Origin of the sequence: Planctomicrobium stercoris (genome assembly GCF_051465655.1) — a bacterium.
GTDB lineage: Bacteria > Planctomycetota > Planctomycetia > Planctomycetales > Planctomycetaceae > Planctomicrobium.
The window spans coordinates 5243673-5258783 of the sequence record NZ_CP195791.1 but is presented as its reverse complement, the minus strand read 5'-3'; the positions used below and the strand labels follow the sequence as shown (position 1 = coordinate 5258783).

Genomic DNA, 15111 nt, shown 5'->3' with positions numbered 1-15111 from the left:
CTCAAGCGTTCACCAGCCGATGACCCACGTCTGCATCGCGACCAGCAACAGGGCTGAGGAGCATCCGATCGTGATGTTGTCATTCAGTTTCAGCGGAAGAGTTTCCAAGAAGCTGCAGACTGCGACGACCGGAGCCACACAGAGAAACGCGTGAGAGAAGTCCGCATGATGGCGTGCGGCAATCCAGTACACCGTGGAAGCCAGCAGGGAACCGCAGACCGCAAACGCGAACAACCCTGCCCAGGACTTGGCGGCGTTCCAGGGGACTTTTGCCCCTCGTACCAGGAGCCCGACAAGTGTCGCTGACCCATCTCCAAAGGCGATGATCGCTGCGACTGTCAGCGGGATTTCGATATGAGATCGGAACAGCAGGCACAGGACCGAAAGTGGGAGAACATACCCGAAAATGGAGGGCCCCAGGTTTTCGCATTCGCTGCGACAGTAGAGTCGCTGATAACGGATGGCCGCGAGCGCCGGGAGGAAAATCCCGCAGATCACGACCAGGACCATCACCCACAGGCGGACGGTCTCGCGATGGGGGACCCCCGCCATCGTCAGCGCGATGACACCGGGGAGAAAGTGCCAGAGCCTCCGCCGGAATTCCTGTTCGCCGAGCTGGCGGACCAGGGATTGAAACGGAGTCTCCTGAACAGGGACGTGGCTGATCGTTCGATTCATGAGAGGATCGTCGAATCTCTGCCGCCGTGTCCTCGGCGTGGGATGGGGTCTCCTCCGTGGTGCAACCGCTTCCATTTTTCTGGATGGCAAAATCATGATCTCATCTCAACAAGAGAGAGTTCGAGACGCCGGAGCGGCAGACGCAACTTAAGTGCCCATCCCTTCCGGTGATGGAAAGATGGGAGATGTTATCGCGAATTGATGGACGAATAGAGCCGGTCGGGGAGACCGCGGTCGATGCGGACTCCCCAGAACATCAGCGAACTTGCGCGGATTAGGAAGAATCTTTTCCGTGCAATCCATCTTTAATGATTAGAACCGCGCAGCCGCCTGTCCAGACCCCCTTTTTCGGGTGGTCGGCGATCAATCGACGCGGCAGATCGGCTGGCAGCCTGTCAGCCGGCAGCGAGTGACTCTTTCCCAATCCGGAAACAGAAGTCCCCAAACGACTCACGAGGCTGTCGCTGTTCGCGGAACCGCGTGAAGATGGGTGTCAGCAGTGTGGCGATCTCTTCTTCCGGAACCATGTCCTTGTAGAGGAATCCCAGGCGGGTCCCCTGTGCGTTCCCCCCCAGATACACCGTGTACTTGCCCCGGGCTTTCCCGACCAGTCCGATGTCGGGGGTGTAGGGGCGGGCACATCCGTTGGGGCATCCGGTCATATGGACAGAAATCCGTTCGCCAGCGAGGTCGCACTGGGCCAGGGCGGCGTCGATGGTGTCCATGACATGGGGCATCACACGTTCCGACTCGGTGACAGCCAGACCGCAGGTCGGCATGGCGGGACAGGCGATGGAGTATCGCCGTGCCAGTGTCAGTTCGTTGTGCAGTTTGAAACCGTGACTGCGGAGGATCGACTCAATATCGTCTTTCCACGCCGGTTCTACGTCACAGAGAATGACTCCCTGCAGGGCGGTCAGTCGCAGCGGGAGCGGATACTTGGCCAGCAGGGCCCGGAATCCGGCCTTCAGACGCAGTTCGCCTTCATCCTTGATGCGGCCGTTTTCAATGTTGATCCCCAGGAACAGCTTGCCGTCCCCCTGCTCATGCCAGCCGATATGGTCATCGACTTCGATGATGTCGGCAGCGTGAGGCTCCGGAAGGGAAGCACCAAAGTACTCTTCAACCTTCGCTTTGAATTTCGGCAGTCCCCAGTTCGCAATCAGGTATTTGAGTCGCGCAAACTTGCGGTCTTCGCGGTTACCGAAGTCGCGCTGCACTTTCACGACCGCTTCGCAGACGGCGATGACCTGTTCGGGGGGAACGAACGTCATCTTGAATCCGAGTGCCGGGAAGGTGTCTTTCTTGGCGGGGGTCATCCCCTGCCCGCCACCGACAAGGACGTTGTAGCCGATGATCGTGTCGTTCTCGACGACGGCAATCAGCCCCAGGTCCTGCGTATAGACATCGACGCAGTTGTCTTCCGGCAGGGCGATTGCAAACTTGAATTTGCGGGGCAGGTAAGTCCGGCCATAGATCGGTTCGTCAGCAGTCTGATGAACCAGTTCCGACTCTTCTCCGTCCTTCAGCCAGATCTCGTGGTAAGAACCGGACTGCTGGCGGAAGTGGTGGGCCAGTTCATCCGCGAGCTTCTGCATCTGGTCGCGGACCGGGTTATTCTTGTAAGGGGCCGGGCAGCACATGAAGTTTCGACAGACGTCCCCGCAGGCGTTCATCGTCGAGAGCTTGCTCTCGTTGATTCCGCGAATGGTGTCTCGCAGATTTCCCTTCAGCACGCCGTGCAGCTGGAAGCCCTGCCGGTCGGTGACCCGGACCGTGCCATTGGCGTATTTGTCACCCAGATCGAGCTCCGCGAGCATCTGGGCTGCGGTAACTTTTCCGCCGGGAATACGGCTGCGGACCATGAAGGAGTATTGCTTTTCGCCGCTCTTGCGATCGTCGCGGTTATCCTGCTGGTAGGTTCCGTGGAACTTCAGCAATCCTGCATTGTAGTCCGAAAACGTGGGATCGGCATTGGTGAGTTCTTCCTGAATCGAGCCTCGCAGGAAACGGCTTTGTTCCTTGACTCCTTCCATCTTGCTGAGCTTTTCATTCGACATTTGCTGCATCCAGTGCCTGAGGCGTATTTTTGTGGGGAGGATTGACCGTCTGAACGTGTGTTAGACCAGGCCAGTCACTCAATTGTTCGGTGGGATCGGAATTTCGATTCAATTGATTGCGACAATTTGTTGCTGTCGCGGATTTCAAGATGCTGAGCGTAGCACGATAGTCCATAGGGTGTCGAGACTTACCGCCAAGCATCCATTTCGGCGAATTCGTCACGCCAAGATTGAGAATGTCGGTTGACTCCTGGGACGGACTGAGGTCTGATGAAGGATGGCCCTGCTCCTCCCCAGTACCCGGAAAGACCAACATGATCCGCCGACTGACCTGCCCGGTCTGCGAAAAAGAACTTCCTCTGGAAATCGACAGCGAATCGCCGTTGTTTCCGTTCTGCTGTTCCCGCTGTAAGCAGGTGGATCTGCATCGCTGGTTGTCGGGAGGCTACGCCATCGTCGAGAACCTGACGCCGGACAAATTGTTCGAACACCTCGCAGAACAGAACCCCGAACAGGATGTTTAAGTCCTGTTCAGGGCCAGATTTCCACGGTGAGGTGCTGTTCTTTTTCAGTGCTTGAAGTGCCGTCTTCCGGTGAAGATCATCGCAATGCCGTGCTCGTTGCAGGCCTGAATGACTTCTTCATCGTTGCGGGAGCCGCCCGGCTGAATGGCGGCTGTCACGCCTGCTTTCGCAGCAGCGTCAATTCCGTCCCGGAACGGGAAAAACGCATCGGACGCAATCACCGATCCGCGGCTCCGGTCACCCGCTTTGTGCGACGCGATCATGGATGAATCGACGCGGCTCATCTGACCCGCTCCGACGCCGATGATCATTCCCCCTTTGGCCAGGACAATGGCGTTCGACTTCACGTGCTTGCACACCTTCCAGGCGAACTTCAGATCGATCAGCTCTGCTTCGGTCGGGGCTCGCTCCGTCACCACTTTGTATTCGGATTCCGGATCCGGCTGGTCATCCCGGGTCTGTACCAGCAGTCCACCGGCGACTCGGCGATAGTCGAGGCTCAGGGCCTGAGCAGATCCTGAATCATGGCAGCTCAGCAGACGCACATTGTTCTTCCACTTCGGACGGGTTTTCAGGATCTCCAGTGCTTCGAGGGAGTATCCCGGAGCAATGATCGCTTCGATGAACCTGCCTGGCTCCGCCAGTTTTTCTGCCGTCGCCACATCCAGCTCGCGGTTGAATGCGAGGATCGAACCAAACGCGCTCACCGGGTCACCCGCGTAGGCATTGTCAAACGCTTCAGCGAGCGACTTGCCAATTGCACATCCACAGGGGTTCGTATGTTTGATCACCACAGCAGCGGGATCCGCGAACTCGCGGGAGATCGCGAGAGCAGCGTCCAGGTCCAGCAGATTGTTGTAGGAAAGTTCTTTCCCGTGCAGCTTTTCTGCCGCTGCGACTGATGCCTTGGGAGGAGCCGGTTCGGTGTAGAATGCGGCTGCCTGATGAGGATTCTCGCCGTAGCGGAGGTCGCACTGCTTGTGGAATCGCAGGTGAAGGTCATCCGGGAACGTGGCGGTCTCGGTGGTCTTCAGGCTGGTGAAGTAGTTCGCGATCGCCCGATCGTAATTGGCAGTCATCTCGAAGGCGGCATGCGCCAGTTCGCGTCGCAGTTCCGGGGACAAACTTCCGGTCTGCAACTCCTGAATAACCCGATCGTACTGCGAAGCCTGGGTTACGATGCCGACGTAGGCATGATTCTTGGCAGCGGACCGGACCATGCTCGGACCGCCGATATCAATCTGTTCGATCGCCTCTTCGACACTCACCCCGGGGCGGGCGATGGTCTGTTCGAACGGATAGAGGTTGCAGACGACGATCTGAAACGGGATGAATCCATGGGTGCGGATCGCTTCAGCATGCTCCGGGACATCCGGCATTCCCAGAATGGCACCGTGAATCTTGGGGTGCAGCGTCTTAACTCGGCCGTCCATGATCTCCGGAAATCCGGTGTATTCCGAGACGTCGATGACTTTCAGCCCGAGTTCTTTGAGGAATCGGGCGGTTCCGCCGGTGGAGAGAATTTCAAAGCCCAGGCGATGCAGTTCCTGAGCAAATGGGCCAAGTCCGGTTTTGTCACTGACGCTGATCAACGCCCGCAAGGGAGTCGCACTCATGGCAATTCAACTTTCGAAAGCAGTAGTTCTGAGAACGGAAGTTCTCCCGGGTTTCGTGTCCCTGGCGATCCAGTGCGAGGGGAAGCAGACCGATCCGCATCGCGGGAGCGACTCAGCGAATTCACCCGCTGAAAGTGACACCCTAATGCGCCGCCAGTCAGGATTCAAACGGACGCGGTTCCTCTTCGCGGAAACGAGAGATGACGGCAACTTTTCGCGGACGTTTCCCCTTGGGGGAAGCGAGTTTCCGCCTGAAGATGGCAGTCACTTCAGGAATGCGTGGATCGCCTCATTGACCAGTTCCGGTCGCTCCTGAGGCGCCATATGACCCGCTCCAGGAATGATGGCCAGCGTGGAATTCGGGATTTTGTCGGCGATTGCCGTCATTTCCTCCGCTGTGGAAATCGCATCGTGTTCTCCCACGATGACGAGAGTCGGGACCTGAATTTCCGGAAGCCAGCTGGTGACGTCCGGTCGGACCGCCATCCCCCGCATCGCTGCGGAAATGCCTGCGGGGGAATTGCTCATGATCGTCCGCTTCGTCGCTTCGATCAGTTCCGGTTGATCGATGTGCGTCTGCGGCGCATACAACTTCTGCGGCATCCCCTCAGCCAGGAAGCCGGGCCCCTGGTCCAGCACTTTTTCCGAGCCGTCGAGTCGATCTTTTTTGGCTCCGGGAGTGTCTGGCAGGGCTCGGGTATCACAGAGAATCAGCCGGGCGAGCTTCTGCGGATGCCGCTTCCAGAACTGCCATGCGATATAGCCCCCCATAGAGAGTCCGCAGAGCGTCACCGGTTCTTTCACCTCGATCAGTTCCAGCATTTCGGCCAGATCGTCGGAGAACTTCTCCATCGTCACCGTTCCGGCTGAGTCTTCACTCTGACCGAAGCCACGCAGATCGGGGGCAATGACCCGGTGCGTGCTGGAAAATTCCTCCAACTGCGCCTGCCACATGGTGTGATCGAGCGGAAACCCGTGGACAAAAATGATCGGGTCGCCGGTCCCTTCGTCGAACACATGCAACTCGATGTCGGTGAGTTGAAGCTGTTGGGGCATGGAGGGGACTGGGGACTGGGGACTGGGGACTGGGGACTGGGGACTGGGGACTGGGGACTGGGGACTGGGGACTAGGGGAAAGGGGAAAGGGGAAAGGGGAAAGGGGAAAGGGGAAAGGGGGGGCAAATTGCTGTCCTCCAACCTCTGACCTCTGCCCCCTGACTTCTCACCTCCGCCGTCACGCACTCTTCGACTTCTTCTTCCATCCGAACAGGACCCGGTCCAGCGAAAAGCCGCCGCCGCCACAAATCAAAATCGTGATGTAGGCGAACAGGTACAGGGCTGCCATCTCCTTCACCTTCCACGGATCGCTCGCATGGGCCATGGTCATGGCGACGAGCATCGTCACGATCAGCGGAATGACGCTCAGGCGGGTCGCGATCCCGAGAATCACGAGCACGGAACAGAAGAACTCTGCGAAGATCGCCAGTGACAGCTCGATATGACTTCCCAGTCCGAGGAGGCTGGGGAATTTCTGAGCATATCCAGAGAAGTTCAGCAATTTGTCCAAACCATGTCCGGCGAGCATGGCGAGCCCGAAGGAGACACGGAGAAAAAGCAGACCAAGCGACTGGACCCAGGACTGAATCATGTGAGTGCGTTTCGTTGAAAGAGGCAAGTATGGGTGGGGGAGGTCGATGGGGGTGGCGGCTGATTATGGGGCGGGCTGGCCCGGAGCAGCACCCTCCCCGGCCGGTTTCGCCCCACCGGCGTCGTCAGGTTTTTCCATGAACGCCTGATATTCTTCCAGGATGACCGGTCCTCCCAGATACCCCAGTCCAGCAATGACCAGGATGGAGAGGAGGCTGAAGCCGATGGCAGCGACTTTGACCCGTGGGTCGAGAGTCGCCCCTTTCTTCTTCTTTTTTGTCTTCGGCTTTTTAGGCTTCTGCGATTCATCCAGGATTTCCCCTTCCGGAACTTCCACATCCTGGTACGACTCGAGATTCACCGCCAGAAGCCCTTCGGCGGATTCATCGGCCTTCGGTTTCTTTTCTTTCCGGGGAGCTGGAGCTGCACCTCCCCCAGCGACGACTCCGGCAGTCTGGCATTTGGGGCATTTGATCCGTTTCCCGGCCAACTCGTCCTTGACCTTGGCTTCGTAGCCGCAGGAACTGCATTTGAACGGGACCGGCATGGGAGGTCACTTCTTGCAAGAACGCCAGAAATCGGAAAGGTGTGCTGCTCCAGACTACTCCGAACGGCAGTCGAAGTCACTCCAACCCGCTGGAAATGTTGCCGCTGCGGGGAGTGAAATCTGGCTGGAGGCGACCGGGAATCTGTTCTATGATTTCCAATGAATTTCGTCCACCGGCGGCTGATTGAGCGAAGCTGGTGAACAAGGCGAAATCGGCTTCCGCCCGGAACTGATGGGAATCAAGTCGGGCGGTCTGCTGCTGACGTTTGAGATTGATGCAGGACTGTGAGAAGGGAATCTCCAATGGCTTTGGCGCGTTCAGTAGCGTCTCTGATGTCCCCGCTGGACTTCACTCAGGCCATGACACGCCTGTGCCACGACATCACCGAACGGCATGAGACGTTCTCACATATCGATATTTCCAGGGTGGCGGTCTGTTTCACCCAGACACGTTCCCTGGTGCTGCATGGGCTGCAGGCGAAATTGACCCCAATGCGATTCGAACGGGGATCGCTGACCTGCATGCGGCGGGGGCGTACCTGGACCGTACAGCGACTCTTCGTCGGCAAGCGGGAGATGTCCTACATCCTGACGTTTTATCTTCCGCGGTTCCTGGACCAGTCGTTCTCTGAAAAGTTCATCACGATCCTGCACGAGCTGTATCACATCAGCCCGCTGTTCGACGGCGATATCCGTCGCTTCGAAGGCCGCTGCCATATTCATTCCGAAAGTCAGCGGGACTACGATGAGCAGATGGAAGTGTATGCCCGGGAATATCTTTCCTCCGACCCGCCGGAAGAACTGTACGCGTTCCTGAAGATGGACTTTAAAACCATCCTGAAGAAGCACGGCGGGGTGATTGGTCTACAGGTTCCGATTCCGAAGCTGATCCCGATTGATCATGCGAAATCGGCGTGAGCGAGATCTGCAGGGGCGTGTCGGTTGACTTGGGCCGGGGTTGGACTTAGCTGCCTAAGAATTTGTCATTTGTCATTTGTCATTTGTCATTTGTCATTTGTCATTTGTCATTTGTCATTTGTCATTTGTCATTTGTCATTTGAGAGTTATTGGCAGCAGGGGCAGACGTCGGGGATCAGCATCTGCACCGTGGCGCCGTAGCTGGTCGAATCGTATTCGTCCGTTTTCTCGTCGGGGGCTTTCAGGTAAGTGACAATCAGCAGTCGGCAGCCGGTTTTCGGAGTGAATGAGGCGATCCCCTCCGCGTTGGTCATCCGTTCAAAAGCGGGATCGAACCCCTCCGCGAGAGTCTCTCCCTGTGGAATGAACGAAACTTTCGTATCCGGCAGCGGGACCCCGTTGCGAAGGACCTTCACCTCGATGGGCATTCCCGGTCCGGTGAACAGGACGGGATGTGTGACCGGAACAATTTCGAGCGGCAGCCCGACCGGCTCCTTCCAGACCGTGCTGTCGTCCTTCAGCTTGTCCAGCAGAAGATCGGCGAGGAAAAAGCATTTTGCACTCTTGATCGACCGTACCCGGCGCCCATGGCTGACTTGTTTATCCATCTGGTGAAGCACCATGTACGTCCCAGCGGAACCTCCTACGAACTTGCCGGTCCAATACCCTTCGTTCGGGGCGTAGCCGATATCGACAAGGCGATCGAGCATGTCGAATTTCTGGCCATTGGGCAGCAGGACCTGCAACTTGCTACCGTCCAGATCCAGTTTTCCCGCCAGCTTGAAGTCACGGTGGTCGTTCCCGTGATTCCCCAGCTTCAGATCGATGAAGACCGAGTCCCCTGCGCGGACGACCGCTGCATTGGTTTCGACCCAGGGATCATGCGCGAAAGCGACGACCGGCCACGCGCAGGCTGCGTGCAGAAAGCCAAGAACTGCTGCCAGTAACACGCGAAAGCGAATCAATCCGGTCATGCTGTCTCTCCCAGGGTGTCAACGATTATGGACTCTGGGAGAAGAGCAGTGCAATTGAGTTGAGGGTTGAGGGTTGAGGGTTGAGGGTTGAGGGTTGAGCGCTCCAGAACGACATGAGGTGGTCCTGGAGCTCTTTAGGGGCTGTTCGTTTTTCGTGCGTCTGAATCGTCTTTAGAGCGGTTTTGCGAATAATCTATTACGTTCCGCAGGCGATAATATGGACTTTCATGCGGTGAAAATCCTGAATCGCCTGCACATGATAGACCAAACTGGTCTAGTCTTTTCTTGCCTTGAACAGCTTCTCTTGAGTGGACCACAGGCCGGCAGATGGGGTTGGAATAAAGAAGAACTCTTCCCCGTCGGCAGTCTTGTTCCAGCCCTGCTTCAATTCATCGGGACGGTACCGCTCGATCATCTCGTTCAGGTCCGCATAGGCGAACTTGACCTGTTCAATATCCTCCCTGGAGAGATGCCCCGGGGCATACCGGATGGTGAATCGTCCTTCGGACGAACCGTGAATCAGGTGTGCGGTGGCGTGGGCCAGGTCCTGCATGTCCGGTTCGTAGGCATACTGGCGGAGAACCTCGGGGGTTCCGCAGTAGCCGTATTTGCGGATCAGGTCATCCACCTCCGGCTGTTCGCCAAACCGCTTCAGGCCGGGAGCGAGAATCAGAAGTTCTCCGTCATCTGCCATCGCCATGCGGGTCCGGTAGACCGCCTTGTTGGCGACCCAGGTGCTGTAGAACTCATCTCCCTGCATCACGCAGACCATCTTCTTCACAGGCTTGTCGAACACGGTGATGTTCTGTTCGCGGGACTGTCTGGCTGCCGACAGGTAGGTTTCCAGATCGTCACCGACGTAGACGCCGGTGTGGACGAGCTCCTGCTGCTCGTTGCGAGCCATGACGACCTGCACATAGCAGTCCGGCAGGTGCGTGAGATATTCCTCTTCGGCCCAGTTGAACAGGGCCCGCAGCGGGGTGATCAGGTTTCCGAGATTGTTCTCGATCCCGCAGGAAGCGGCCATCATGTGTGCAGCGCAGATCATGTCTTTGCCGCCCAGCCCGATGAAATAGTTCTTGTTATGGTTTGCGAAGCCGAGAACTTCGTGCGGGACGACGTGACCAATATTGATGATCCAGTCCCACTTTTCTTCGATCAGCATCTTGTTGAGAACGACAGGAATCTCCCAGTCCGCGATCCCGCCGCTGGCTTCTTTGACCTTTTCTGCCGGGATGGTTCCGATCCGGACCGACCCATCGCGCCAGTCGTGGGCGTGAATGCGCTCTTCGGGAATGGAACCGAACATGCGCACGTTTTCTTCGGGAGTGTGCGGGACGTGCTGGCCGAGTGTGGGAATGACGTGAACGTCCGCTTCGTCCTTCAGTTCACGATATATCAACTCGGTTAACTGTCCGGCATAGGAGTGCGCGCGGGTGATGTCCGGCGGCAGCAGCAGGACCCGCTTCGGGGATGCAGACATCCGCTTGCGGCATTCCGCCACGGTCTGTTTCATCAGTTCAGCGAGACGTTCGTGGCTGATCGTCGAAGAGCGTTCTGCAATCCAGGGCATCGTGGAATCCTGAGTTCGTTTCGTGGTGAAGTTGTGTGAACAGCCGCGGAGTACGGCGGCGTCATGTGGACTTGTTGAATGCTTCGAATCTTACTGTTCAGTCTGCTGCTTTATCATCCGGCGAGGGAAGTTTTTCCAGACTCACCTGAACCGGATCGCCCGGTTCGCCCGCCTGGATCACCCGGACTCGATATCCTTCCCAGATGCATTCGTCTCCGATGACGGGAAAACGTTCCAGTTCATGATGCAGCAGTGCGACAACCGTGACTGGAGAATCTTCCTCGATTTCATAGTCGACATCCAGCTTGCTTGCCAGATATCGCAGAGTCGCCAGACCGTCCGCAACGGTTCGACCCTGAGCATCTGTCGTCACCGGCTCCCGTTCCAGCAACCGTCTTCCCCGGCTTGATTGTGGATTGAGAAGCGTATCCAGAATGTCATCTTCCGTGACGATGCCGATTGTCTCACCGTATTCGTTGATGACGCTCGCCACGCTGACGACCCCGGAACGCAGTCTTGAGAGCGTATCCGCGACGGTCGCGCACCAGGGGACGTGGATCACCTGCTGGGCGACGGTCTCAAGATTCTTCTCGGGCAGCGAATTCAGATCGTACAGCGTCAGGGCCTTGGTGACGTTGTCCCGGTCTTCCCCGGCAATCAGCATCACTTCCGGGATTGTGCCTCGAGACTTCAAATCGCTGAGGTGAACCGGCACCTGCCAGACGTGATACGTTCCGCGCGGCCGCATGATTTCCTCGGCGGTCATGTCGGAAAGTTCAAGAATGCGTGTGAGGATCTGCTGCTCCAGCTGCACAATTTCCACCCCCAGTTCCGACGTTTCGACAGCCCGCTCGATGTCGTCGACCTCCAGATAGGGCTCCTGTTTCAGGTTGGGCCAGAAGACTCGTCTTAAGGCTGCCGTGGTCGTGGAGAAGAACGGGAGGACCGGATCGAGGACACGCGCGGAAAGGTAGATCGGGCCGCTCGCCAGGACGGAAAGTGGACGCCTGATTCTGACGGCCAGACTCTTCGGAGCGACTTCACCAAACAGAATGAGCCCGAAAAATCCGACCAGCGACAGCGTTGCTGCCACGCTTGGGTAGCCGGCATTCACCAGTCGCCGGGCCGCCACAAGGCTGACGGCGAAGTACAGCAGGTTCACCACCAGATTCCAGAACAGCACGACCGACAGCAGCCGGTCCGGGTCCCGCATCAGAGTTGCGACTGTCCGTTCGCCCGGACTTCCGGTCTGCATGCGGCGGAGTTCATCCCGAGAGAGGTAGAACATCGCCGTCTCGGCTGCGGAGTAAAACGCAGACAGCACAATCAGCACAGCCATTGCCAGCAGGCCGGGAATCCACTCAGGTGCAGATTCAACCAGGACGCTCATCCGCGATCACTCGAAGTTCGACCCAGGGCTTCGTCAAAGGCACTGATGGCCGGGACCAGCATGGCAATCGTCGTGCCTCCATAGGCCATCAGCACGGCAATGCAGGCTTCCGGAGCATCGTGCAGCAGGAAGCTGACCACGGCATAAAACGTGAGGAACGGCAGTCCCCAGGCGGCGATTGTCAGTGCCTGTGAAGGGTTCTGATGTGTTAAGGATCGCCACAGGCCGAACGCACCACCGCAGATGAAACCGAGGAACGGCACCAGCTGCAGGATGAAGGATGTTCGCGCTTCGACGATCAGCATCATGCAGACGAAGATCCCGACGAACAGGAAGAACATGGTTCCCAGGCTATTGATGATCGCTGCCCGGGAGGCGGTGAAGGAGAAGCCGGCGTGCAGTCCGAGCATGGCGGAGAAGATGACCAGTGTCAGGTACGACAGGAGAATGCAGATCAGCGCGCCGAGTCCATATTCGCCCTGCAGGTAACTCATGATCGCCAGCAGCATCGGCACGGCGATCAGTTCTTTGGTGTTAAAGAGAATTCCCAGGAGTTTCCCGAAGACAAACTCCTGAGCCTGAATTTCTGTCACCAGCAGCAGTTCAAGCGTCTGGCCGTCCCGTTCCGAGGTCAATGAGGTCACAGCCTGGGCGTTTACGAGGATCAGCGAGACCAGCGAGAGGGCCACCAGAATGACGCCGGGACCCGAAAGGGAGCCGAAGACCAGCGGAGTGTCGGGGGAAACTCGGCTGACCCAGAGCAGACAGAAAACGGCGAACAGGATGTAGGCAAATTTGATGATGCCAACTTTGCGTCCGTAAGCCTGTGTGCAGATCTCCCGCCAGAGGACAGGTTGCTGCCAGATCGGACGCGCGGTGGTGCGGCGAGTCGGGTGGGCGGTTTCGGTTTCCGATTCTGCCGAACTTTCCGATTCGTCCACCTGGAGATACATCATGCGGGATGGGTTCCAGACGCGAACCATCAGGCAGGTGTAGGTCCAGAGGAGGGCGGTCACGGCAGCCAGCGAGCCGATGGCACTCCACGCTTCGACGACCGGGACGGCTGTGCCGGGGTCAGCGGTGAGAGGGTGCAGCAGCATTCCGAGCGAACGAAAGGGATTGCAGGAGCCGGCGATGATGCCGATCACGGAGTTTGGTCCGGCGATCGTGGTGATGATTTCTGCGAGGCCGACGAACAGACCCGCCCCCAGGAAGGTCACCGCGAGGATCTGGAATGTTTTCTCCCGCCAGTATGCGACGAGTGTTCCCCACGCGGAGGCCGCCAGACAGCTGACCACGCACAGGGCTTCAACCCACAGGATCTGCGGCAGGGTGATGCCCCCCAGAAGTCGGACGCAGCAAAGTACTGGCAGCGAAACCGCAATGAGAATGAACACCGGCAGGATGCTCGCCAGTGATTTGCCGATCACCAGCTCCGTCGCATGCAGGTCAGTCATCAGCAGGAGAATGAGCGTGCGGCGGTCTTTTTCCTGGGCGACGTTGCCTGCGGAAAAGAGCAGCGATGCCCCGATCACGAGCGCGAGCTGAAACGTGCAGAGGATCCCGAAGATGTACGTTCCGAAGCTGGCGATGTCCCCAATGCTTTTGAGTGGGGAGAGTCCGGAGGTCACCTGCACTCCGGTGTAAATCAGAATGCAGAGCGCTGCCACATAACCGGCACGCAGTCCGAAGTGACGTGGCTGACGGGGAAGGGTCAACAGTTCCCGCACCAGCAAGGGGCCGCCGATCACGCAGATCTCCAGGTCAGCAAGTCGTCGAGGATGTCGCTAGGATGGTCAGGAAGTGCCCTCTTTGGAGCGGAAGGGTGTTTGAACTGCGAGACTCTTCGTAGCTGCAGTTCGGCGACTTTCCGCTGGAAAGCGTGTCCCTGACCGGGTCGTAAAGAGCCACAGTATAGAGACTGGAGAACCTTCGAACCAGTTGGGCGGGACTTCACGGAAATTTCATTTCAGCCGGTTCGGCGTAGGGAAACTCGCCAAAGTCTGCCGCTGGATTTCTTGAAAGCGGTCGGGCCTCTCCGTACAGTAATGAAACGTCGAGCCCGGTTTTTCGACGGGTCTTTGAACACATTCTGACAGGGATTCACCTCGTCCCGGGGCAGTTCCTGCCGCATATCCGTCTGTTATTTTCCGTTTCGATCTGTTGAAGGAGAAGCCTGGTCTCGATGAGATCCGGCTTGCGAGTAGCCTTACTAAGGGGAACAGCGCACGTGTCTGACAACGTCATTGAGATCCGCAATCTCTCCAAGACTTATCGTGACTTCTGGGGTCGTCCCAAAGTAAAAGCGTTGAATTCTCTGAGCCTCGAAGTCAAACGGGGGGAGATTTTCGGATTGCTCGGCCCCAACGGTTCGGGCAAGACCACCACCCTGAAGCTGCTGCTCGGGCTCCTGTTCCCCACGGAAGGACAGGTCAAGATTCTCGGGCGGCCTGCTCACGACGTCGAAAAGAATGAGCGTATCGGATACCTGCCGGAAGAGTCATATCTCTACCGTTTCCTCAACGCGGATGAAACGCTCGATTTCTACGGCCGTCTCTTCAAGATGTCGAAGGCCGAACGGAAGAAACGCTGCGACGCCCTGATCAAGCGGGTTGGAATTGAAGGGGCCCGCCGTCGCCAGCTCAAAGAGTATTCCAAGGGGATGACCCGCCGTATCGGTCTGGCTCAAGCCCTGATCAACGATCCCGAACTCGTGCTGCTGGACGAACCGACCAGCGGACTCGACCCGCTGGGAACCCGGGACATGAAAGACATGATCCTGGAACTCCGGCAGCAGGGGAAAACAGTGGTCATGAGCAGCCACCTCCTGGCAGACGTTCAGGACGTCTGTGACCGGATCGCGATTCTCTACAAGGGAGAATTGAAAGTCATCGGCAGCGTCCAGGAACTGCTGGAAGCCAAGAATGAAACCCAGATTCTGTCCAGCGAACTGAATCCAGCCGCGATTCAGGAAGTGGAGCAGGTTCTGAAGAAACACGGAGCGAGCCTGAAGAAAGTCTCGCATCCGACCTCGACGCTGGAAGAACTCTTCCTGCGAACCGTGGAAGAAAGTCAGGCCCGTCCGGGACGTCGTTTTGAGCCTGGAGAACGACCGGATCGCCAGAAGCAATAGTCGCTTGTGGGATCGTTCGCACTCTTTATTCGTTCTCGTTGACTGAGGCTC

At 57.7% G+C, this 15111-nt stretch carries 13 protein-coding genes; 3 read left to right on the top strand and 10 right to left on the bottom strand.

Annotated features, from left to right (window positions below; translation table 11 throughout):
• Positions 1–9: 9 nt before the first annotated feature.
• The gene (locus SH661x_RS21235; protein WP_437225806.1) at positions 10–678 is read right to left on the bottom strand and encodes a hypothetical protein; all 669 of its coding nucleotides are present in this window, start codon (positions 676–678) and stop codon (positions 10–12) included.
• A gap of 395 nt (positions 679–1073) precedes the next feature.
• A complete protein-coding gene (locus SH661x_RS21230; RefSeq protein WP_437225804.1) occupies positions 1074–2738 on the bottom strand; it encodes an NADPH-dependent assimilatory sulfite reductase hemoprotein subunit in 1665 nt (554 codons plus the stop codon).
• Between the two features lie 314 nt (positions 2739–3052).
• Here SH661x_RS21230 and SH661x_RS21225 point away from each other — a divergent pair, with 314 nt between their 5' ends.
• On the top strand, positions 3053–3262 hold the full coding sequence (locus SH661x_RS21225) for a DNA gyrase inhibitor YacG (RefSeq protein ID WP_437225802.1): 210 nt from the start codon (positions 3053–3055) through the stop codon (positions 3260–3262).
• 44 nt (positions 3263–3306) lie between these two features.
• On the opposite strand, the gene purH is transcribed toward SH661x_RS21225, so the two are convergent.
• The 4 genes from purH to SH661x_RS21205 all read right to left on the bottom strand — a co-directional run bounded on the left by purH (position 3307) and on the right by SH661x_RS21205 (position 7072).
• Positions 3307–4878 carry a bifunctional phosphoribosylaminoimidazolecarboxamide formyltransferase/IMP cyclohydrolase gene (gene purH / locus SH661x_RS21220; RefSeq protein WP_437225800.1) on the bottom strand — a complete coding sequence of 524 codons (1572 nt, stop codon included), beginning with the start codon at positions 4876–4878 and terminating at the stop codon, positions 3307–3309.
• A gap of 264 nt (positions 4879–5142) precedes the next feature.
• The gene (locus SH661x_RS21215) at positions 5143–5934 is read right to left on the bottom strand and encodes an alpha/beta fold hydrolase (RefSeq protein ID WP_437225798.1); all 792 of its coding nucleotides are present in this window, start codon (positions 5932–5934) and stop codon (positions 5143–5145) included.
• A gap of 178 nt (positions 5935–6112) precedes the next feature.
• Positions 6113–6526 (bottom strand): DoxX family protein, encoded by a 414-nt coding sequence (locus SH661x_RS21210; RefSeq protein WP_437225796.1) that lies wholly within the window; start codon positions 6524–6526, stop codon positions 6113–6115.
• Positions 6527–6589: 63 nt separating this feature from the next.
• Positions 6590–7072 (bottom strand): hypothetical protein, encoded by a 483-nt coding sequence (locus SH661x_RS21205; RefSeq protein WP_437225794.1) that lies wholly within the window; start codon positions 7070–7072, stop codon positions 6590–6592.
• A gap of 303 nt (positions 7073–7375) precedes the next feature.
• Here SH661x_RS21205 and SH661x_RS21200 point away from each other — a divergent pair, with 303 nt between their 5' ends.
• Positions 7376–7990: a hypothetical protein gene (locus SH661x_RS21200; protein WP_437225792.1), complete on the top strand. Its 615-nt coding sequence runs from the start codon at positions 7376–7378 to the stop codon at positions 7988–7990.
• A 146-nt stretch (positions 7991–8136) separates the two neighbouring features.
• Here the strand turns inward: SH661x_RS21200 and SH661x_RS21195 are convergent, their stop codons facing one another.
• The 4 genes from SH661x_RS21195 to SH661x_RS21180 form a co-directional block, all read right to left on the bottom strand.
• Positions 8137–8964 (bottom strand): DUF4198 domain-containing protein, encoded by an 828-nt coding sequence (locus SH661x_RS21195; protein WP_437225790.1) that lies wholly within the window; start codon positions 8962–8964, stop codon positions 8137–8139.
• A 274-nt stretch (positions 8965–9238) separates the two neighbouring features.
• Complete coding sequence (locus SH661x_RS21190) at positions 9239–10537, bottom strand: lactate racemase domain-containing protein (protein ID WP_437225788.1); 1299 nt, start codon at positions 10535–10537, stop codon at positions 9239–9241.
• Between the two features lie 97 nt (positions 10538–10634).
• On the bottom strand, positions 10635–11927 hold the full coding sequence (locus SH661x_RS21185; protein ID WP_437225786.1) for a CNNM domain-containing protein: 1293 nt from the start codon (positions 11925–11927) through the stop codon (positions 10635–10637).
• Complete coding sequence (locus SH661x_RS21180) at positions 11924–13678, bottom strand: ABC transporter permease (RefSeq protein ID WP_437225784.1); 1755 nt, start codon at positions 13676–13678, stop codon at positions 11924–11926. The genes SH661x_RS21185 and SH661x_RS21180 overlap by 4 nt, the downstream gene beginning before the upstream one ends.
• 434 nt (positions 13679–14112) lie before the next feature.
• Here SH661x_RS21180 and SH661x_RS21175 point away from each other — a divergent pair, with 434 nt between their 5' ends.
• Entirely contained in the window at positions 14113–15060 is a 948-nt protein-coding gene (locus SH661x_RS21175; protein WP_437225782.1) for an ABC transporter ATP-binding protein, read from the top strand.
• The last annotated feature ends 51 nt before the right edge of the window (positions 15061–15111 follow it).